Source organism: Xanthomonas arboricola pv. guizotiae, from assembly GCF_002940205.1.
In the GTDB taxonomy this organism is placed as follows: domain Bacteria; phylum Pseudomonadota; class Gammaproteobacteria; order Xanthomonadales; family Xanthomonadaceae; genus Xanthomonas; species Xanthomonas arboricola_C.
Genome location: NZ_MDSK01000011.1, coordinates 1 through 19,730, shown reverse-complemented (window position 1 = coordinate 19,730; position 19,730 = coordinate 1). Strand labels below are relative to the sequence as shown.

General features: G+C 66.5%; 12 protein-coding genes, 4 pseudogenes and 1 riboswitch. Of the genes and pseudogenes, 11 read left to right on the top strand and 5 right to left on the bottom strand.

Annotated elements, in window-relative coordinates:
* Positions 1 to 355 precede the first annotated feature (355 nt).
* From ybaL to XarbCFBP7408_RS08600, 8 genes are all read left to right on the top strand, one after another.
* Positions 356 to 2,053, top strand: a complete 1,698-nt coding sequence (ybaL, locus tag XarbCFBP7408_RS08635; RefSeq protein ID WP_104562613.1) for a YbaL family putative K(+) efflux transporter — start codon at positions 356 to 358, stop codon at positions 2,051 to 2,053.
* A 215-nt stretch (positions 2,054 to 2,268) separates the two neighbouring features.
* Positions 2,269 to 3,030 carry an HpcH/HpaI aldolase family protein gene (locus XarbCFBP7408_RS08630; protein WP_104562612.1) on the top strand — a complete coding sequence of 254 codons (762 nt, stop codon included), beginning with the start codon at positions 2,269 to 2,271 and terminating at the stop codon, positions 3,028 to 3,030.
* Entirely contained in the window at positions 3,031 to 5,163 is a 2,133-nt protein-coding gene (locus XarbCFBP7408_RS08625; RefSeq protein WP_104562611.1) for a TonB-dependent receptor family protein, read from the top strand.
* 233 nt (positions 5,164 to 5,396) lie between these two features.
* Positions 5,397 to 6,623, top strand: coding sequence for a siderophore biosynthesis protein PvsA (locus XarbCFBP7408_RS08620; protein WP_104562610.1), 1,227 nt, complete (start codon positions 5,397 to 5,399; stop codon positions 6,621 to 6,623).
* Positions 6,620 to 8,422, top strand: a complete 1,803-nt coding sequence (locus XarbCFBP7408_RS08615; protein WP_104562609.1) for an IucA/IucC family protein — start codon at positions 6,620 to 6,622, stop codon at positions 8,420 to 8,422. Before XarbCFBP7408_RS08620 ends, XarbCFBP7408_RS08615 begins: the two co-directional genes overlap by 4 nt.
* On the top strand, positions 8,419 to 9,615 hold the full coding sequence (locus tag XarbCFBP7408_RS08610) for an MFS transporter (protein ID WP_104562608.1): 1,197 nt from the start codon (positions 8,419 to 8,421) through the stop codon (positions 9,613 to 9,615). The genes XarbCFBP7408_RS08615 and XarbCFBP7408_RS08610 overlap by 4 nt, the downstream gene beginning before the upstream one ends.
* Positions 9,593 to 11,362 carry an IucA/IucC family protein gene (locus XarbCFBP7408_RS08605; protein WP_104562607.1) on the top strand — a complete coding sequence of 590 codons (1,770 nt, stop codon included), beginning with the start codon at positions 9,593 to 9,595 and terminating at the stop codon, positions 11,360 to 11,362. The genes XarbCFBP7408_RS08610 and XarbCFBP7408_RS08605 overlap by 23 nt, the downstream gene beginning before the upstream one ends.
* Positions 11,359 to 12,648: a type III PLP-dependent enzyme gene (locus XarbCFBP7408_RS08600; RefSeq protein ID WP_104562606.1), complete on the top strand. Its 1,290-nt coding sequence runs from the start codon at positions 11,359 to 11,361 to the stop codon at positions 12,646 to 12,648. The genes XarbCFBP7408_RS08605 and XarbCFBP7408_RS08600 overlap by 4 nt, the downstream gene beginning before the upstream one ends.
* On the opposite strand, the gene XarbCFBP7408_RS23105 is transcribed toward XarbCFBP7408_RS08600, so the two are convergent.
* The 4 genes and pseudogenes from XarbCFBP7408_RS23105 to btuB all read right to left on the bottom strand — a co-directional run bounded on the left by XarbCFBP7408_RS23105 (position 12,552) and on the right by btuB (position 16,329).
* Positions 12,552 to 12,833 carry an AraC family transcriptional regulator gene (locus tag XarbCFBP7408_RS23105; protein WP_258072072.1) on the bottom strand — a complete coding sequence of 94 codons (282 nt, stop codon included), beginning with the start codon at positions 12,831 to 12,833 and terminating at the stop codon, positions 12,552 to 12,554. The genes XarbCFBP7408_RS08600 and XarbCFBP7408_RS23105 overlap by 97 nt on opposite strands.
* A gap of 377 nt (positions 12,834 to 13,210) precedes the next feature.
* Positions 13,211 to 14,257, bottom strand: coding sequence for a nicotinate-nucleotide--dimethylbenzimidazole phosphoribosyltransferase (gene cobT, locus XarbCFBP7408_RS08585; protein ID WP_104562604.1), 1,047 nt, complete (start codon positions 14,255 to 14,257; stop codon positions 13,211 to 13,213).
* Positions 14,254 to 14,409: pseudogene (locus XarbCFBP7408_RS08580) on the bottom strand (bifunctional adenosylcobinamide kinase/adenosylcobinamide-phosphate guanylyltransferase); the annotation flags it as partial. The gene cobT and the pseudogene XarbCFBP7408_RS08580, both read right to left, overlap by 4 nt.
* Positions 14,410 to 14,451: 42 nt before the next feature.
* Positions 14,452 to 16,329, bottom strand: coding sequence for a TonB-dependent vitamin B12 receptor (btuB, locus tag XarbCFBP7408_RS08575; protein ID WP_104562602.1), 1,878 nt, complete (start codon positions 16,327 to 16,329; stop codon positions 14,452 to 14,454).
* A 115-nt stretch (positions 16,330 to 16,444) separates the two neighbouring features.
* Positions 16,445 to 16,667, bottom strand: a riboswitch (cobalamin riboswitch).
* 110 nt (positions 16,668 to 16,777) lie between these two features.
* Here btuB and XarbCFBP7408_RS08570 point away from each other — a divergent pair.
* Positions 16,778 to 17,693: pseudogene (locus tag XarbCFBP7408_RS08570) on the top strand (DDE-type integrase/transposase/recombinase).
* 98 nt (positions 17,694 to 17,791) lie between these two features.
* Here XarbCFBP7408_RS08570 and XarbCFBP7408_RS23100 read toward each other — a convergent pair.
* On the bottom strand, positions 17,792 to 18,535 hold the full coding sequence (locus tag XarbCFBP7408_RS23100) for a DUF6624 domain-containing protein (RefSeq protein WP_258072071.1): 744 nt from the start codon (positions 18,533 to 18,535) through the stop codon (positions 17,792 to 17,794).
* A gap of 315 nt (positions 18,536 to 18,850) precedes the next feature.
* Here XarbCFBP7408_RS23100 and XarbCFBP7408_RS08555 point away from each other — a divergent pair.
* Together XarbCFBP7408_RS08555 and XarbCFBP7408_RS08550 are read left to right on the top strand one after the other, a co-directional pair.
* Positions 18,851 to 19,343, top strand: a pseudogene (locus tag XarbCFBP7408_RS08555) (IS4 family transposase); the annotation flags it as partial.
* A 51-nt stretch (positions 19,344 to 19,394) separates the two neighbouring features.
* Positions 19,395 to 19,637 (top strand): annotated as a pseudogene (locus tag XarbCFBP7408_RS08550) (transposase); the annotation flags it as partial.
* Between the last annotated feature and the right edge of the window lie 93 nt (positions 19,638 to 19,730).

Genomic DNA, 19,730 nt, shown 5'->3' with positions numbered 1-19,730 from the left:
GATTGTCGGCCGGCACCGCGCCGCGGCCTTGCGCAAGCGCGAAGCGGTGTCGTCAATGTTGAATCGGCGTGCCGGACTTGCACGGTGCATCGCAGCTCGCACGAGCGCGCCATCGCGGTTTGCGCGCGGCGTCCGACGCATCCGTCCGCCTGCGTGCATGCGCTGCGTGTCGCATCGCGTTAATCAAGCGCTGTGTACTATGGGCGTCCGGCCAACCGGACCAGCAACGCGGTCCCGGTTCCCCCGCGCCGGACTCCAGCCATGACCACGCAATGCCCGCAGGCGACGCCCGGCGCAGTGCCGTTGGCTGGTCGCGCCCGCGACGCTCTCTCGGACACTCTCACAACGGATTGGAATGCATCACGACACCAGCCTCATCGACATCATCGCCGTCGGCCTCGCGGTCGCTTTCGTGCTGGGCACGCTCGCACAGAAAGTGAAACTCTCGCCGCTGGTCGGCTATCTGCTGGCCGGCGTCTGCGTCGGGCCGTTCACGCCCGGCTTCGTGGCCGACCAGACCATGGCCAACCAGTTGTCCGAGCTGGGCGTGATGCTGCTGATGTTCGGCGTGGGCCTGCACTTCTCGCTCGACGACCTGATGGAAGTGAAATGGATCGCGATTCCGGGCGCGTTGGCGCAGATCGTGGTCGCCACGCTGCTCGGCTGGGCGCTGGCCTGGAGCATGGGCTGGCCGTTGATGCATGGGCTGGTGTTCGGTCTGGCGCTGTCGGTGGCCAGTACCGTGGTGCTGCTGCGCGCACTGGAAGAACGCCGCCTGCTGGAAACCCAGCGTGGCCGCATCGCGGTGGGCTGGCTGATCGTCGAAGACCTGGTGATGGTGATCGCGCTGGTGATGTTGCCGGCCCTGGCCGAGGTGCTGGGCACCGCCGCGCCGGCCGCGGCGCATGCCGGCGAGTCCACCTCGCTGCTGGCCGCGCTGGGCCTGACGCTGTTCAAGATGGTGGCGTTCGTGGCGGTGATGCTGGTGGTCGGGCGGCGGGTGATTCCGTGGTCGCTGGAAAAGGTCGCCGCCACCGGCTCGCGCGAGCTGTTCACCCTGGCCGTGCTCGGCATCGCGCTGGGCGTGGCGTTCCTGTCGGCCACGCTGTTCGGGGTGTCGTTCGCGCTGGGCGCGTTCTTCGCCGGCATGTTGCTGAAGGAATCCGAGCTCAGCCACAAGGCCGCCAGCGATTCGCTGCCGTTGCGCGATGCGTTCGCGGTGCTGTTCTTCGTCTCGGTGGGCATGCTGTTCGACCCGATGATCCTGGTCGAGCATCCGTGGCAGGTGCTGGCCACGTTCCTGACCGTGACCCTGGGCAAGTCGCTGGCCGCATTCGTGATCGTGCGTGCGTTCGGCCACCCCACCGGCACCGCGCTGACCATTTCCACCAGCCTGGCGCAGATCGGCGAGTTCTCCTTCATCCTGGCCGGGCTGGGCGTGCAGCTGGCGATCCTGCCGGAAACCGGGCGCGACCTGATCCTGGCCGGTGCGCTGCTGTCGATCATCGCCAACCCGTTCCTGTTCTCGTGGCTGGACCGCTGGCAGGCCAGGCAAGCGCAGGACGCCCCGGCCGCGGTGGAGCCGGAACTGCCGCCCGGCCCGCCGCTGCCGCTGGACGGCCATGCCATCGTGATCGGCTATGGCCGCGTCGGCAGCGCGCTGGCGCAGCTGCTGCGTGGCCGCGGCGTGCCGGTGCTGGTGATCGACGACAACAGCGATCACGTGGCCAAGGCGCATGCGGCCGGCATTCCCGGCATCCGCGGCAGTGCGGCGGCCGACCGCGTGCTGGCCGAAGCCCGCCCGGAGCATGCCAAGATCGCGATCCTGGCGATCCCGCAGCCGCTGGAAGCCGGCGAGGCGCTGGCCAAGCTGCGCGCGATCAACCCCTCGCTGACGCTGCTGGCGCGCGCGCACAGCGACACCGAGGTCAAGCACCTGCTCGAACACGGCGCCGACGGCGCGGTGCTGGCCGAACGCGAGCTGGCCTATTCGCTGGCCGAGATGGTGATGTCCACCCCGCCGTATCGGGCATTGCGCGTACCGGCGTCGTAACCCAAGGCGGAGTAACGCAGCGCTGCAAGAACGAAAAACCCGCCGGCAGCGCCTGCGGGGTTTTTTGTTGCCCGCAGGTGGTTCAGTGCGGAACGGCTCGCCATCACGCATTGATCAAACTGCGACCAGGGCACCGAAAACTGCCCACCAAATCCACTTGATAATCATTCCCATCAAGCGCAGGATGAGCGCCCGTTCCCCTGGCGGCCTCTTCCATGGCGGTTGCAGTCGGCATCCTCAATGCATTGCCAAGCGTGCAGCTCTGCGAACTGCTGGGCCGCATCGGCTACGGCTTCGTGGTGCTCGACCTGGAACATGTGCTGCGCGCGCCGGACGAACTGGAACACGCCATCCGTGCCTGCGAGCTGTCCGGCTGCGAGGCCTGGGTGCGCGTGCCGGAGGTGGACGCAAAACTGATCGGCCGGGTGCTGGATGCCGGCGCGCGCGGGATTGTGATCCCACGCGCCGAAGCGGCCGCGCAACTGGCCGATGCCATCGCCGCGGCACGGTTTCCGCCACTGGGGCGGCGCGGCATCACCGGTGGGCGCGTCACCGGCTTCGGCAATGTCGACCTGCCCACCTACATCGCGCAGGCCAATCGCGATATCCGCATCGTGCCGATGATCGAAAGTGCCGCCGGCATTGCGGCAGTGCCCGAGTTGCTGGCGCTGCCCGGCGTGGCGCTGGTGATGGAAGGCGCGCTGGATCTTGCGCTGGATCTGGGCCTGGGCCCACAACCGACCCATCCACAGGTGTGGGAGCTGCTGCTGCAACTGCATGCGCACTGCGTTGCCGCCGACGTGCCGTTCTGCCCCAATCCGCGCACCGACGCGCAACGCGCGCACTGGCTGCAACAGCCGGACCTGCGCTGGCTGCTGGCCGGCGAAGACCGCGCGCTGATGCAACGCGCACTGCGTGGCCACCTGACCAGCTTCGCCGCACCCACTCCACCACCCGCCTGCAGGAGCACGCCGTAGATGTCGACGTTCCGTTTCCACGCCCTGACCATCGCCATCGCTGCGGCCACCTGGGCGCTGCCGCCGTTGGCGTTCGCCACCGAGTCGCCGGATGCGGCGGCCACCGCTGCGCAGACGCCGATCCGTGCGCTGGACACGATCCAGGTGCAAGGCAGCCTGCTCGGGCGTTCCAGGCCCGACGACGTGCAGCGCTATGCCGGCAGCCGCCAGGTGATCGACCGCGAGCAACTGCGCAATGGCGGCAACCGCTCGCTGGACGATGCCCTGCAGCGCGTGCCCGGCATCAAGATCTTCGACGAGACCGGCACCGGCGCGTTGCCGCAGCTGATGCTGCGCGGCCTGTACGAAAGCCGCAGCGGCCGCGTGCAGGTGCTGGAAGACGGCATTCCGCTGGCACTGGCGCCGTACGGGCAGACCAGCCTGTCGTTGTTTCCGGTGGGGCTGAACCAGATCGACCGCATCGACATCGTGCGCGGTGGCGCGGCGGTGCAGTACGGGCCGAACAACGTCGGCGGGGTGATCAATCTGGTCAGCAAGGAAATCCCCAGCCAGTGGAGCACCACGCTCGCGCACAAGGTCACCGCCGGCGGCCAGGGTCAGTTCCTGCACGACAGCGCGCTCAGCAGCGGCGGGTATCTCACCGACAATTTCGGCATGCAGGTGGATGCCAACCGCACCTATGGCGAGTACTGGCGCGCGCATAGCGACACCGACATCAGCAATCTGCGCGTGCGTGCCGAGTGGTGGCTGGACGACACCAAGTTGCTCAAGGCCAGCGTACAGCGCTATCTGGTCGACATGGATCTGGCCGGCGCGCTCAGCCCGGACGATTACCGGCGCGACCCGCGCCAGTCCACCCGCCCGCTGGACAGCTTCAATGGGCGTACCACGCGCGCTTCGTTGGGGTATGAGCAATTGTTCGGAGACTGGGGCCCGTTGAAAGATGTTCGGTTGTCCTGGACCAACTTCAGCGCACGCAGCAGCCGCAATTTCATCGTCGGCATGCGCCAGGCCGCCACCGAGACCTGGCGTTCGGACCTGCCGCCGCAACTGCGCCAGACCGCACCGCGCGACTTCCGCGTGGTCGGCAGCGAGCCGCGCCTGAGCTGGAGCATGGGCGATGCCGGTGGCGTGCGTCAGCAGTGGACCGCCGGCGTGCGCGCGGTGCACGAGGACATCGATTTCTTGGTCGGCAATCTGCGCCTGCGCGATGGCCTGTTCACCAGCGTGCGTGACTGGCAGTTCAAAGACCGCGCCCTGGCCGCCTACGTCAGCAATGCGATCACCCTGCCCGACGAACGCCTGACCATCACCCCGGGCCTGCGCTACGAGCGGCTGGATTCGCGCTATTTCAATCGCGCCACCGGCCTGCGCACGCGCAACCAGACCCGCGATGTATTGCCGGGGTTGACGGTGGGCTTCCAGGCCAACGCACACTGGTTCTTCTATGCGGACGGGCAGCGCTCGCTGCGTGCGCCGCAGGTCACCCAGATCATCTTCGGCAACAACCTGGATGCCGAACTGGCATGGAACTACGAAGCCGGCACGCGCTACCAGCCCAACGACCGCACCCGCATCCAGCTCGGTGCGTACCTGATCGATTTCGATCAGCAGATCCAGCTGGACAACACCACGCGCGTGTTCCGCAACCTCGGCAAGACCCGCCATCAAGGCGGCGAGCTGGAACTGCAATGGAGTCCGGAAAATCTGCGCGCACTCACCCTCAACGCCGGTTATGCGTATCTGGATGCCAGCCAGGAATCGGGTGCATTCCGCGGGCCGCGCGTGCCCTATACCTCGCGCAACCAGATCACCCTGGGCGGCAACTACACGCGCGGTCACACCACTGTCGCACTGTCGAGCTACTACTTCAGCAAGGCCTACAGCGATGCGGCGAATACCGTGCAGGAAAACGCGATCGCCTCGGTCGGCGAGTTGCCGTCGTACTGGGTGTGGAACACGCAGGTGAGCCATACGCTGCTCGAACGCGATGGACAAAAATTCAGCGCGTCGCTGGCGATCAACAACCTGTTCGATCGGCAGTACTGGTTCCGCGGTGTGGATACCAGCCCGTGGGGCCGCCAGGCCGCGCCGTCGCGCACCGTCACCGCCGGGCTGGAGTACACGTTTTAGGCCTTCGACCCGGCACCTGCCGTAGCGACCGACGTACAGGGGCGTCGGTCGGCTGACGGCAACGGCGCCCGCGCTGGCGGGCGCCGCAGACAACACGGCGTGCATGACGCACGTCTCCCTGCCGCAGCATGCGGCATGCGATCACCGTATCGCAGGCCACCCAACGCCCCTGCGGCGCCAGGCAGCCCGTTTCAGTACCGGTTTTTCCACCGTCCTGTTGAACGAGAGCTGCCATGACTGCGACATCCGCTGCACCGTTGGTGATCCTCACCCATGTCTGCCATCCGGCCATCACCGAAGGTTTTGTTCCGGCCGCGCACGAGCTCGGCCTGCCGGTGTGGCTGCTGACCGACCACCGACTCGATCACCTCAGCCATTTCCGCGAGCATCCGGCGCATGCGCCGCAACGGGTGATCGAATGCGATGTGTTCAATCCGCTCGGCGTGCTGGATGTACTGCACGACGCCGATGTATCGCCGCGCGCGGTGTTCAGCAACAGCGATCATCTACAGACCAGCACCGCGCTGGTCGCAGCGGGTCTTGGCCTGCCCGGCAAGGACTGGCAGGTCTGCTACGCGGCCAAGAACAAGGCGGCGATGCGTCAGCGCCTGCGGGCGCGTGGGCTGCCATCGCCGTGGTTCTGCACGCTGGCGCCGGGCGCTGCGTTACCTGCAGACATTCCATGGCCGGTGGTGGCCAAACCGCGCGAGGGCGTGGCCAGCCTGGACGTGCGCCATTGTGCGGATGCCGCGCAGTTGCAGGCCTATCTAGACGATGTGTGGCAGCGCCATCCGCAGCGCACCGTGCTGCTGGAAGGCATGCTGGAAGGGGCGCTGTTTACGCTGGAAACGCTGGGCGATGGCCATACGTTGCAGGCGCTGGGCGGCTTCAGGGTGCGCTTGTCGCCGCCGCCGCACTTCGTGGAATGCGAGGCGCAGTGGGATGCCCGCGTGGACACGCCGGTGATTGCGCAGGCGCTGCAACAGCTGCGCAGCTTCGGGGTCGGCTTCGGGCTGTGCCATAGCGAATTCATCCTCACCAGCGACGGCCCGGTGCTGGTGGAGATCAACTACCGCAGCATCGGCGACCGCCGCGAGTTCCTGCTCGACGACATGTTCGGCAGGCAATGGTTCACCGCCGCGCTGGCGCCGCATCTGGGCCTGCCGCTGCCGCAACTGCGCTGCGATCGCGCCCATGCCTTGTTGCGTTACTACGTCGCCGCGCAGGACGGCGAGCTGGTGACCGCCAGCGAAGATCGCCGCCACCACGATGCGCACAGCGACGTGCACTACCGGCGCATGCGCGCGCCCGGCGAGCGCATCCGCCTGAGCCATTCCAACAAGGATTACCTGGGTGTGCTGAGCGCAGTGGCCAGCGATGCACAGGCGCTGCAACAGGCGGTGGTGCATGCCGAAGCGGGGCTGCAGTGGCGGATCGATGGCGCGGAGCTGCGCGCATGAGCAGTGCCGCCGACCAACGCTATATCGCCACCCGCATCATCGATGCCTGCCTGCGCGAGGACCTGCGCGGCATCGCCACCCGCGGCAGCGCCGCAATACCCGAGGCAGGCGTGCTGGCGGCATGGACCGACCCCAGCCCGGTGGAGGGCTGGTGGCGCATCGCGCATTTGCCAGACGGCACGCTGTGGTTGCCGATCCATCGGCAGGGCTATCTGCAGGACATCGGTGCCTGCGGCGACAGCTGGATCGTGCAGGGCGCCGATGGCGCGCATGTCGAACGCGGTGCGCAGGCCTGGCTGCAACGCATGAGCGCGCAGCTGGACAGCGAGACGCAACAGCTGCATCGCGCCTACGCCGAAGAAGCCGAGTGCGCTGCCGCCCACCTGGGCCTGGCGCGCCAGGCCTACGACGCGCAGGCACCTGCGCTGCTCAATGCCTTGCAGCATGCAGATGCGGCCGAGCGTGCATACCGCTGCGATCAACTGGCCAGCTATCGCGATCATCCGTTCTATCCCACCGCACGTGCCAAGGCCGGGCTGGATGCCTCGGAACTGCGCGATTACGCACCGGAATTCGCGCCCACCTTCGCGCTGCGCTGGCTGGCGGTTCCGCGTGCGCAGGTCAGCTGCACCAGCGCGCCGCCAACCGAACTGTGGCCGGATTTCGCCACGCTGGGCCTGCCGCCCGCGCTGGCCGACACGCATGTCGCCTGGCCGGTGCATCCGCTGGTGTGGGCGCGGCTGGAGCAGGACGGGTTTGCACTGCCGCCAGGCACACTGCGCGCGCCGCAGGCCTGGCTGGAGGTGCGCCCCACCCTGTCGGTCCGCACGCTGGTGCCGCTGCAGCATCCGCAGCTGCATCTCAAGCTGCCGATTCCGATGCGCACGCTGGGCGCGCTCAATCTGCGCCTGATCAAGCCCTCCACGCTGTACGACGGCCATTGGCTGGAGCGCGCACTGCGGCGCATCGATGCGCTGGATCCGGCCCTGCGCGGCCGCTGCGTGTTCGTGGACGAATCGCATGGCGGCCACGCGGGACAGACCCGTCATCTGGCCTATCTGCTGCGGCGTTACCCACCGCTGGACGCCACCACGCTGGTGCCGGTGGCCGCGCTGTGCGCGCGCTTGCCCGATGGCCGGCCGATGGCGATCCATCTGGCCGAGCGCTTTGCGCAGGGCGATGTGCTCGGCTGGTGGCGCGCGTACACCGAGCTGATGCTGGCGGTGCATCTGCGCCTGTGGTTGCGCTACGGCATCGCGCTGGAAGCCAATCAGCAGAACAGCGTGCTGGTCTACGCCGATGGCCAGGCGACGCGGCTGCTGATGAAGGACAACGACGCCGCGCGCATCGCGATGCCGCAGTTGCGCGCGCAGCTGCCGGATCTGGACGCGTTGGGCCCGCTGCACGATGCGCGCATCGCGGTGGACCAGCCGCAAGCCCTGGCGCAGATGTTCTGCACCATCGTGCTGCAGCTGGATCTGCAGGCGGTGCTGGAAGGCCTGGCCGAATGGCAGCCGGCGCTGCGCACGCCGCTGTACACGCAGTTGCAGACGCAGTTCGCCTTGACGCTGGCGCAGCTGGACGTCGACGGCATCGATACCAGTCCTGCGCGCTGCCTGCTGGCCGCACCGCGGCTGCCGGTGAAGTACCTGCTCAGCGCCGGCAGCCTGCTCAGCAAGCAACTCACCGGTGCGAGCGACATCAACAAGTTCTACGGCGATAGCGCGCCCAATCCCTTCGGCGACGCCTTCGCTGGCGCGCAGCAGCGGCCGCGTCGGCAGGCGGGTGCCCAGCGATGAAGCGCATCCTGGGCCCGGTGCTGGCCGCGCATTACCTGGCCGCCTTCACCGCACTGGGCATGCCGCTGTTTCTGCCGCGGGTGCTGGCCGAACTGGCACCGTCTGCGGCGGTTGGCTGGAGCGGCGTGCTGTACGTGTTGCCGACGCTGTGCACCGCGTTGACGGCCGGCACCTGGGGGCGCCTGGCCGACCGCTATGGACGCAAGCGCTCGTTGCTGCGTGCGCAACTGGGGCTGGCGCTGGGCTTTGCGATCGCCGGCTTCGCGCCGTCGCTGAGCTGGCTGGTGATCGGCCTGATCGTGCAAGGCACCTGCGGCGGCTCGCTGGCGGCGGCCAATGCGTACCTGGCCAGCCAGCCGCAGGCCGGCCCGCTGGCGCGCGCGCTCGACTGGACGCAGTACTCGGCACGCCTGGCGATGGTCAGCGCGCCTGCGTTGCTGGGCCTGGCCGTGACGCTTGGCCCGGCGCAGTCGCTGTATCGCGCGCTTGCGCTGCTGCCGCTGCTGGCATTCGCACTGACCTGGCGGCTGCCGGCCGACCTGCCTGCGCCGCGGCCGACCGCGTCCACTGCGCAGTCCGCGCCCTCCGGGCACGCGGTTGCGTCGGCGCCATCGGCGTCAGCGCCGTCCAGCGCACGGTGGCCTGCGTTGCTGATCGCGCAGTTCCTGTTCTGCTTCGCGATGGTGGTGACCTTCCCCTATTTCATCCCCTATGCGCTGGCGCGCGGCGCCGGCCACGACGCGCTGGCCGGCCTGCTCTACAGCCTGCCGCACCTGGTCTATCTGGTAGTGCTGCCGTGGTGGCGGCGCGGCGATGGCGAGGCCTGGCTGGTGCCCGGCCTGGCGCTGTTCGCGCTGGCCTGCCTGTGGCAGGCGCTGCTGCACGACGCTGTCGCTTTGGCAGCGGCACGGCTGCTGTTCGGGTTCGGCATGTTGTTCGGCCTGCGGGGGCTCAACCGCAGCCTGGCGCTGGTCGCCAGCGGGCATGGCGCCGGGCGCCTGTTCGGCCGCTTCGATGCCTGCGGCAAATGGGCCGGCGTGTTCGCCGGTGCCGCTGCCGGCGCGCTGGCCCAGGCGGCCGGCCCTGCCACCCCCTTCCTGGCTGCCGCGCTGGCTGCGGCGGCCGCTGCGCTCACCGTTCTGGTGCGCTTCCCTTCGAGGAGATCCGCCGATGTCGCCGCACACGATGCATGACCCCTGGTACGACAGCATGGCCGACGCGCAGGCCTGCAGTTGCTGGTTGAACTGCTACCTGCGCGAGTTCGCGATTCCGCAACGCGCAGTGGACTTCGATTACCGCGGGCTGGATCGCCCCGGCCCGCGCGTGGCCGAGCAGCGCTGGCTGCGGATCGCGCTGGGCGATACCGGCGCGCTGTGCGTGCGAATCGCCTATGCCGATCGCCTGGGCCGTTGCCGCTTTGCCTCCACGCCGTTTCTCAAGAGCACCGGCCAACCGTGGCAGAGCTTGGACGCACATGCCTTGGCGCGTTGCCTGCTGCAGGCACTGGGCAGCACGCAGGCGGTCAACCCGGAACTGCTCGCGCAAAGCGCCAACAGCGTGGCGATCACTGCCGCACTGCTGCGCCAGGCACAGGGCAGCGCCGCGACCGGCGAGGCGATGATCGACGCCGAACAATCGATGCTGTGGGGACATGCCCTGCATCCCACGCCCAAGAGCCGCGAAGGCGTCGACCTGGCGCAGGTGCTGGCCTGCGCGCCGGAAGCGCGCGCCGCGTTCCAGCTGTTCTGGTTCCGCATCGACCCACGGCTGCTGCGCATGCAGGGCCGCGATGTGCGTGCCAGCCTGCGGCAGCTCTCCGGCAGCGACGCGCTATACCCCTGTCATCCATGGGAAGCGCAGCGCCTGCTCGACGACCCGCTGCTGCGCACCCTGCAGGCACGCGGGCTGATCGAGCCGGTCGGCATGCTGGGCGAGGCACTGCGGCCCACCTCGTCGGTGCGCACGCTGTATCACCCGGAACTGGATTATTTCCTCAAGTGCTCGGTGCATGTGCGCTTGACCAACTGCGTGCGCAAGAACGCCTGGTACGAACTGGAAAGTGCGGTCGCGCTCACCGAGCTACTGGCACCGAGCTGGCGTGCGCTGGCCGTGCAGGTGCCGGGCTTCGATGTGATGCTGGAGCCGGCGGCCACCTCGCTGGAGGTCGCCCAGGTCGATCCCGCCCTGCACGACGCCGACCCGTTGGCGGCACGTGGCCTGTCGGAGAGCTTCGGCATCCTGTACCGGCAGACCCTGCCCGCCGCGCAACGCGCGCGTTGGCAGCCGCAGGTGGCCGCCGCGTTGTTCACCTGCGATGCGCAGGGCAACAGCGTGTGTGCGTCCAGGCTGCAGGCACTGGGCGGCGCGCAGATGGATCGCCACACCGCCACGCTGCTGTGGTTCCGCGCCTATGCCGGCTTGCTGCTGGACGGGGTATGGAGTGCGTTGTTCCAGCACGGCATCGCGCTGGAACCGCACCTGCAGAACACCGTGATCGGGTTTGCCGATGGCTGGCCGACGCGGGTATGGATCCGCGACCTGGAAGGCACCAAGCTGCTCGCACATCACTGGCCCGCCACGCGCTTGCAGGGCGTGGGCGAACGCGCCCGGCAATCGCTGTACTACACACCGGAACAGGGCTGGAATCGGGTGGCGTATTGCGCGCTGGTCAACAATCTGGCCGAGGCGATCTTCCATCTCACCGAAGGCGATGCCGCGCTGGAGGCGCGCCTATGGCAGTGCGTGGGCGAGCTGGCCGCACGCTGGCAACAGCGCCATGGCACGCAAGCCGCGCTACAGGGCCTGCTCGACGGCGCGCCGCTGCCCGGCAAGAACAACCTGGGCACGCGGCTGTGGCAACGCGCCGATCGCCAATCCGATTACACCGCGCTGCCCAATCCGATTCCACGCATCGCAGCGGCACGGCGGGTGGCGGCATGAGCCTGCGCATCGATAGTGACGCAGTGATGCAGGCATTGCCCGGCATCCGCGACCAGAGCGATGGCCCGCTGTGCGCCTACGTCTACGACCTGGCCGCACTGGATGCGCATGCGGCCTGGATGCGCGCGCAACTGCCGGCCGACTGCGAGCTGTTCTACGCGGCAAAAGCCAATGCGGAGCCGCCGATCCTGCACACGCTCGCCCCGCACGTGGAGGGCTTCGAGGCGGCCTCCGGCGGCGAACTGGCCTGGCTGCATCGGCAACAACCCCAGGCCGCGTTGTTGTTCGGCGGCCCTGGCAAGCTCGATGGCGAACTGGCCCAGGCCGCCGCGCTGCCCGACTGCAGCGTGCATGTGGAAAGCCTGGGCGAACTGGAACGCCTGGCCGCGATCGCGGCGCAGGCCGGCCGCTGCGTGCCGGTGTTCCTGCGCATGAACATCGCCGTGCCCGGCGCGCAGAGCACGCGCCTGATGATGGGCGGGCAGCCCTCGCCGTTCGGCCTGGACCCGGACGATCTGGATGCGGCGATCCAGCGGCTGCGGGCCAGCCCTTCGCTGCGGCTGGAAGGCTTCCACTTCCATCTGATGTCGCATCAGCGCGATGCCGGCGCGCAGCTGCATCTGATCGCCGTCTACCTGCGCACCGTGCAGCAGTGGCGGCAGCGCTACGGACTCGGCCCGGTGCGGGTGAATGCAGGCGGCGGCTTCGGTGTGGATTATCTGGCGCCGGAATCGTCGTTCGACTGGGCCGGGTTCTGCGCCGGCTTGCCTGCCTTGCTACGCGAACACGGCCAGGCGCTACGGCTGCGGCTGGAACCCGGGCGCTATGTCAGCGCCGGCTGCGGCTGGTATCTGATGGAGGTGCTGGACCTCAAGCGCAGCCACGGCGCGTGGTTTGCGATCGCCCGCGGCGGCACCCACCACTTCCGCACCCCGGCCGCGCAGGGCCACGATCACCCGTTCCGTGTGTTGCGTGGCAGGCATGCGCCGGTGCTGCGCCACACCCCGGTCACCCTGGTCGGGCAGCTGTGCACGCCCAAGGACGTGCTGGCACGCAACCAACCTATCGCGGCGCTGGCGCCAGGCGACTGCCTGGCCTTCCCGCTGGCCGGCGCGTATGCGTGGAATATCTCGCACCAGCAGTTCCTGATGCATCCGCCGCCGCAGATGGTGTTCCTGCCGGTGGCGGCTCAGGCGGCGGCATCGGCGTGCGTTGCAGGCCGGACCGGCACGCGGATGTCGGCACGCAGCTCTGCCTCTGCCACCGCTTCGGGATCGTCCAGGTAGAGATAGTGCAGCGGCGCATCGCGCAGTACGTAACCGCTGTCGGGCAGCCATTGCGCGAACAAGCAGTCGAGCGCGTCTTCGATACCTGCATAAGAGCCCACATGACGCAGCACTGCGTGCGCGCCGCCGTCGAGCTGACGCAGTTGCAGCGGCGCCGGCGGCGACCGTGCGGCGTCGAAGACCATGCCGCATTCGAATATTCGCCGGCGCGGATGCTGGCCTGCAGATGGGCGACGACGCGCTTGACGCTGCACTGGCGATTGAAGACGACCGAAGCGGCTGCTGGCATGGGTGGTTCCTGTTGGACAGCCCCAGCATCGCGCAGATCGGCCAGGCCTGCGGTCCCGATCTTGCGCAATGTCGCTGGCGCGTTCGGCTGCATACAACCCGGTGGCGAAACAGCCGCAGGTGTTACAGCGTCGAGGCCACCACCGCGTCCCGTGCGCCATCGACGGTGGCCGCGTGCAGTTGCTGCCAGCCAGTTAAGCGAGCGGTTCGTCGAGCTGACTACGGTCGCTGCGCTGGCCGGTGTCGCCGTGCCGCAGCGGGGTGATCTGCGTACTCATGCGTCGGACACGCCGGCTTCGGCAAAGGTGGCCATGCCGTTGTGCAAGGCGCAGGCGTGACGCAGCAGCGGAATCGCCACCGCTGCGCCGCTGGCCTCGCCCAGGCGCAGCTCCAGCTGCAGCAACGGCTCGGCATCCAGGGCGCGCAGCAAGGCGGCGTGGCCGCGCTCCTGCGAGCGATGCCCGAACAACAGCCATTCGCGCACGCCGCCATTGAGATGGGTGGCGACCAGCGCCGCAGCAGTGCTGATGAAGCCATCCACCAGCACCGGAATCCCGGCCTGCGCAGCGGCGATGTAGGCACCGACCAGGGCGGCGATCTCGAAACCACCCAGCCGGCGTAGCCGCTCCAACGGAGTCGCAGCATCGGCATGCAGGGCCAGCGCGCGGGTGATCACGGTGGCCTTGTGGGCGATGCCCTCGGCATCCAGCCCGGTGCCGGCGCCGGCCATCGCCTGCGGAAACTGCGACAGCAGCGCGCAGCCCAGCGCCGCGGCCGAGGTGGTGTTGCCGATGCCCATTTCGCCGCCGACAAACAGCTGCGTATCGCAACTCTTTGCCTGGGCAACGCTGTCGGCGCCCGCGGCAAGCGCGTCGCGCAACTGGGTGGAGCTCATCGCCGGCTGCTCGCAGATGTTGGCGCTGGCCGGCGCGATCCAGGCACGCCGCACCCGCGGCAACTCGCCCGGGTCGTTGACCACGCCCAGATTGACCACTTCCAGGCGCGCACCGAGCTCGCGCGCCAGCACCGCAATGGCGGCGCCACCGCGGGCGAAATTGCGCACCATCTCGCCGGTGACCACCTGCGGAAACGCAGACACGCCCTCGGCGGCGACGCCATGGTCGGCGGCATACACCGCGATCCAGACCCGCTGCACGGTGGGGTGCGCGTTGCGCTGCCAGGCCGCCAGCTGCACCGCCAGCTGTTCCAGCCGGCCCAGCGCGCCGTGCGGCTTGGTCAGTTGTTCCTGCCGCGCCAGCGCAGCGGCGCGCACGCGCGCGTCCGGCACTGCACAGGCACCACGGATCCAATCGCTTGTCACACCGCCTCTCCCGTCAGAACCATCGGCAAACCCACCACCAGCAGCAGCACACGCTCGCACTGTAGCGCCAATGCCTGGGGCAGCCGGCCGGCCCCGTCGACAAATCGAGGCGTGAGTTCGCCCAGCGGCACGACGCCCTGCCCCACCCGGTTGCGCGCTTCACCCCCCAGTGAGCCCCGGCGCGACAGCTTCGCTTATTGCGCGGCCTGATAGCGCAGTGTCAGCAGATAATTGCGCCCCGGCTGCGCATACCAGCGTGCGGTTTCGTAGTGGCGATCGAATACGTTGTTGGCGGTGAGCGACACCTTCCAGTCCGCGCTCACGGCATAGCTCACGCGCAGATCCAGCAAGCCGTAACCGGCCAGGCGCTCGGTGTTGGCCAGATCGTCGAAGCGCTTGCCGGACCCGAACAGGCTCGCGCCGACGCCGAATGCACCGACGCTGCGGTCCGCATCGATGCGCCCGCTCTGCCGCGCGCGCCGCGGCAACCAGTTGCCGTTGTCGACCTCGCCATCGGCCTGCGGCTGCAGCCAGGTCAAGGCGCTGCGCACGGTCCAGCCGGCCAGCTCGGTGTCGTAGCCGGCTTCCACGCCGCGGACGCGCGCCCGATCGATATTGTTCGGCTGCCCGAACGGATGCGCCGCATCCACCAACGACGCGTCGTAGGCGATCAGATCGTCGATGCGGGTCTGGAACGCGCTCAGCGTCCAGGTGCCCCGGTCGTAGCTGCCGCGCAGGCCGAGCTCGGCGCTCTTGGAGGTTTCCGGCCCCAGCAACGGATTGCCGAAATCGGGGTAATACAACTCGTTGAAGGTGGGCGCCTTGAACGCGGTGCCGTAGCTGGCGCTCAGGCGCAGATGCTCTGCAACATCCCAGCCCCACAGCAGGCTGCCGGTGGTCTTGCCGCCGAACTGGCTGTTGTCGTTGCGACGCAGGCTGGCCTGCACGGACTGCGCACCGAAGCTCTGCTGCCACTGCGCGAATGCGGCGCGGTCGATGCGGCTGTCGGCATCGTAATCGTCGCTGCTGGCGATGGCGTCGCGCTGCCAGTCGAAGCCGACCGTGAGCAGGCCCGCGCCGGCAGCGATATCGGCCTGCAATGCGCCCTGCTTGCGGCGGGTGTCATAGGTGGACAGATAGGCACCGTCGTAATACGCATCGCTGAAGTCGGAACTGCTGCCGACGCTGGCGGTGAGCTTGACCGCATCGGTAGGCGCGTAACGCACACGGCCACCGACCGCCTGCTGCACGCCCTTGGACAGGTTGCCGCCGAAGGCCGAGCCGTCGTATTCGTTGCGGCTTTGCGCGCGCAAGGCATGCACGTCGGCGTCCCACTGGCGATTGAAGCGCCAGCCGCCCTGCATGCTCAGCGAATCGTTGCGGTAGCCATCGCGATCCGGGTCGTAGTCGCTGGAGCTGGTGTCCAGATACGCGTTGATGCCATCGGTTTCGTCATGCACCGCGTTGGCCGAATACCAGCCGCCGCTTTCGCTCAGATCGCCTGCACTGCGCCCGGCCAGGCCCGCGCTATAGCGGCGCGCGTTGTCGCTGCCGGCCGCCGCGCTGAAGGTGGGCACGAAGCGGCCTTGCGGGCGCCGGGTAAAGATCTGGATCACCCCGCCCAGCGCCTCGGAACCGTACAGGCTGGAGAACGGGCCACGCACGATTTCGATGCGCTCGATCTGCTCGATCGGCAGATCCTGCAACGCCGCCCCGCCCGAGGTGGCCGAGCCGATGCGCACGCCATCGATCAGCACCACCACCTGGTCGGACTCGGTGCCGCGCAGGAACAGCGAAGTCGGCTTGCCCGGGCCGCCGTTGTTGGCCAGCGCCACCCCGGCTTCGCCACGCAGCAGGTCCTGCAGCGAATTCACCTGGCGACGCTCGATCTGCGCGCGGTCGATCACGGTGACCGGCGCCAGCGTGTGGTCCTGGGTCTGCGCGGTACGCGAGGCGGTGACCACGACCTGGTCGAGATCGATGGCGGCCTCGGCGTGGGCCAGGGTGGCCAGGCACAGCGACAACCCCACGGCCAGCACCGCACGAGGCGGCAAAACGGAAGAAACGGACATCGACTGCTGCTCCTGGAACCGCGCCTACCCGCGCGGGGCAATGGGGGCGGCAGACAGCAACGGGCCAGACGTCCAACGCGGCAGCACCAGACGATCAAGGCCACGCCCACCGCGTGCCGGTTCAATCCCTCGGGCCGGTCTCCGGGCTCGCGAGTGGAGACCTGCGCCTCCGATGCCGCGCCTTCCCATGCGACTGCACAGTGGCGTGTTGCGGCATCTGACCTCGCCCACCGTTGCGGGGGCAGCTCCGGAATTGCAGTTCGCCAAGGCGACCCGCGCACCGGATTCCCGTTTAAACCACCGGCCAGCCGGCAGTCACCTCAGGGCCGCGCATGGTAGCAGGAAGGGATGAACGTGTCGGCAGAAACACGGAGTATTTGTTAGGGGGGAGATGTTTGATCCCAGGTTTTAATGGTGCATTATTTTGCCTCGGATGGAAGGAAGCAGGATGGGCCAGGTTTTGCCCGGGAACGCCACCACGACAGAGGCGATTCGTCGAGCAATACAACATAGTCAGGAGAGCCTAAGAGCACTTTCCAAGCGCTACGGCATCAATCAAAAGACGGTGGCGAAGTGAAAGAAGCGCAGTTCGGTTGATGATCTGCCAACCGGGCCGACGCGGCCGTGTTCCACCGTGTTGTCCATCGAGGATGAGGCGGCGATCGTTGCTTTCTGCAAGCACTCCTTGTTCCCGCTAGACGATTGTCTCTACGCACTGCAGCGGAGCATCCCGCATCTGACGCGCTCCTCGTTGCAACGCTGTCTGCAGCGCCATCACATCTCGCGCTTACCCGACAGCAATTGCGACAAAACCGCCAAGAAGCGGTTCAAAAGCTATCCGATCGGCCACTTCCATATCGACATTTCAGAGGTGCACACGACCGAGAGCAAGCTCTATCTGTTCGTGGCCATCGACAAGACATCCAAGTTCGCGCTCACCGAACTGCATGCCTCGGCTAACAAGATGGTGGCAGCGCAGTTCCTGCGCAATGTAATCCAGGCGGTGCCCTACAGCCTGCATACGGTTCTGACGGATAACGGCATCCAGTTCACCAACCGTAGTTCGGACCGATATGCCTTTGCGCAAATCTTCACGCGCGTCCGCGAGGAGCACGGCATCGAACACCGGTTAACCAAGGTCAAGCATCCCTGGACCAACGGACAGGTCGAGCAGATGAATCGGACGATCAGAGAAGCCACTGTCAAATGGTTCCATTACGAGGATCACGCACAACTGCAACAGGTCGCAGGCTCAAAACTCTAAAGGGTCTGACACCGTACGAATTCATCTGCAAACAGTGGACATCCGAACCGAGCGGTTCAACGTGGATCCGATCCATCTAATGCCGGGCCTGAACACCTAGCTCGCCGATTGATTAGGCGTAAATTACAGTGGCAGACAGCACCATAAGAAAAGATAACCGTTCTCTCTCGATATCGAATGCCAAGGAACACTGATAGTCTACTGATCCACCGGAAGATTGCCTTCGTAGGTCGCCCGTAGTACGCATTGATAAATACCGAGCGGCATGAGATCCATCTGGGCACGCCGGGCATCTATGCTGGCGAGATCCTCGACGGGCTCCTGCAGCACCAGCTCACCATCTTCGTTCCGTACAAACTGCGTGCCATAGCGCTGATGCTTACCCTGGGCCAAATGAACGCGATCTAAAAGTATTGCCACGTCAGCTTTTCTTACACCATTGGTAGATGAACTTTTTATTAGCATATCGAGAACAGTTTGTTGAAAAGCAGGATCACTGTCAGCGTGCTGCACCAGCAGCCAAAAATCCTGAACGCCCTGCTGGCCAACGCTCTCGGCAGTTGGAAAGCCGTAGCGCGCAAATGTATCCTTGAGCCACTTCAGGTTGTCAGCATCCACTTCAGAAAGCTTTCGAATTTGTTCCGGGCTGGGTATCTGACCGCCTAGCAAGGGAGCTCGTACACGCTGATCGTTATCAACACGTCGCGACAACTCGGCGCTCGCTTTGCTTAAAACCGATTTCTTTCGTGAGTCACCGCTACTATCCATATCTTTTCCCCCGCGCGGATGCTTGGCCGCCCATGCAGACAAGCCAGGACAAGACTTGAATAGCGCATCATCCTCTTCGCCAGCAAACAACTGCGGCGAAACCATAAATCCAAACAGCAATATTACCACGACCCCATATTTCATTTTAATTAACCTTAATGATTTCTCAATCAATAATAAATTCGGGCATAACTAGAAAATTCGTTAAATCAACGTAACGAATCGATCACCCTCTCTACCTTGGGGGCGAGCACTCTGCCATTGACGGTGATTTTCACTTTCCATGAAAGCCGCATCAGTCACCACATCAGACGACTCAAGCGGATAATTTGGAGATCCATGAGCTAGCATCGAGGCAAAAGCATCTAGAAGCTGGGGTATCCCCACATTTTTTTCGCCGAGATCAAGCACTTGGTGCGCCAGGATGTGGAAGAAGGTGCGCGCATGGGGCACGCTTCAAGGTGACTAAGCCAGAGAAAAGTGCTGACCATGCGCGCCAGCGAAGTATTGCAGAAGTGCCTGTCCAACTCACTCTCCGGGATGCATGCATTACGCCAGCGCACCTTGCTGCGCGCGGTTGAAGCGCTGGTGCACGGAGGCCGGCTGACGCTGATCGACATCGCACGCGCGTGGCCCGGCGCGACGCGGGTACGTGCCCCTCAAGGCATGCGACCGCCTGCTGTGCAATCGCACCTTGTATGCCGAGCGATCCGTGATCGAGCGGGACATGGCGCACTGGCTGTTGCGCGGGGTGCAGCCGGTGATCGTGATCGATTGGAGCGATCTGAAGCCGGACAAATCGTGGTGCCTGCTGCGCGCCGCCGTGCCGGTCGGTGGGCGCACGCTCACCTTACTGGACATGGTGGTTCACGGGAGACAACAGGGCTCGCCCGGTGCAGAGAAGCGTTTTTTGCAGCAACTCCGGTCACTGATCCCAGACGATGTGCGTCCGATCCTGGTCACTGACGCCGGATTCCGCACCCTGAACCGCCCTGAGATTCCCGGAGGCTCCAACTCTTAAAAGGATGGAGTCATGAGCAAAGCAATGAAGTATTCGCCAGAGGTCCGAGAGCGAGCGGTACGGATGGTGTTTGAGCACCAGAAAGATCACGCCTGGCAGTGGGCGACGATCGCATCGATTGCCGGGAAGATCGGTTGCACGGCGCAGACGCTATGCACCTGGGTACGGCAGGCCGAGCGCGACCAGGGACGGCGCGAGGGGCTGAGCACGTCCGAACGCGAGAAGATGAAGTCGCTGGAGCGCGAGGTGCGGGAAGCGACAAGGCGCAGCCGTGCCCCCTGGACCGAGTCAACCGGCAGTTCCATGCCACGCGGCCGAATGCGCTGTGGGTGAGCGATTTTACTTACG

What these genes read in the sequence shown, in the direction of transcription:
- XarbCFBP7408_RS08600 (WP_104562606.1), top strand. Translation starts at nt 11,359, where the DNA reads ATGAGCCTGCGCATCGATAGTGACGCAGTGATGCAGGCATTGCCCGGC.
- XarbCFBP7408_RS08630 (WP_104562612.1), top strand. Translation starts at nt 2,269, where the DNA reads ATGGCGGTTGCAGTCGGCATCCTCAATGCATTGCCAAGCGTGCAGCTC.
- XarbCFBP7408_RS08625 (WP_104562611.1), top strand. Translation starts at nt 3,031, where the DNA reads ATGTCGACGTTCCGTTTCCACGCCCTGACCATCGCCATCGCTGCGGCC.
- XarbCFBP7408_RS08620 (WP_104562610.1), top strand. Translation starts at nt 5,397, where the DNA reads ATGACTGCGACATCCGCTGCACCGTTGGTGATCCTCACCCATGTCTGC.
- XarbCFBP7408_RS08610 (WP_104562608.1), top strand. Translation starts at nt 8,419, where the DNA reads ATGAAGCGCATCCTGGGCCCGGTGCTGGCCGCGCATTACCTGGCCGCC.
- btuB (WP_104562602.1), bottom strand. Translation starts at nt 16,329, where the DNA reads ATGTCCGTTTCTTCCGTTTTGCCGCCTCGTGCGGTGCTGGCCGTGGGG.
- ybaL (WP_104562613.1), top strand. Translation starts at nt 356, where the DNA reads ATGCATCACGACACCAGCCTCATCGACATCATCGCCGTCGGCCTCGCG.
- XarbCFBP7408_RS08605 (WP_104562607.1), top strand. Translation starts at nt 9,593, where the DNA reads ATGTCGCCGCACACGATGCATGACCCCTGGTACGACAGCATGGCCGAC.
- XarbCFBP7408_RS08615 (WP_104562609.1), top strand. Translation starts at nt 6,620, where the DNA reads ATGAGCAGTGCCGCCGACCAACGCTATATCGCCACCCGCATCATCGAT.
- XarbCFBP7408_RS23105 (WP_258072072.1), bottom strand. Translation starts at nt 12,833, where the DNA reads ATGGTCTTCGACGCCGCACGGTCGCCGCCGGCGCCGCTGCAACTGCGT.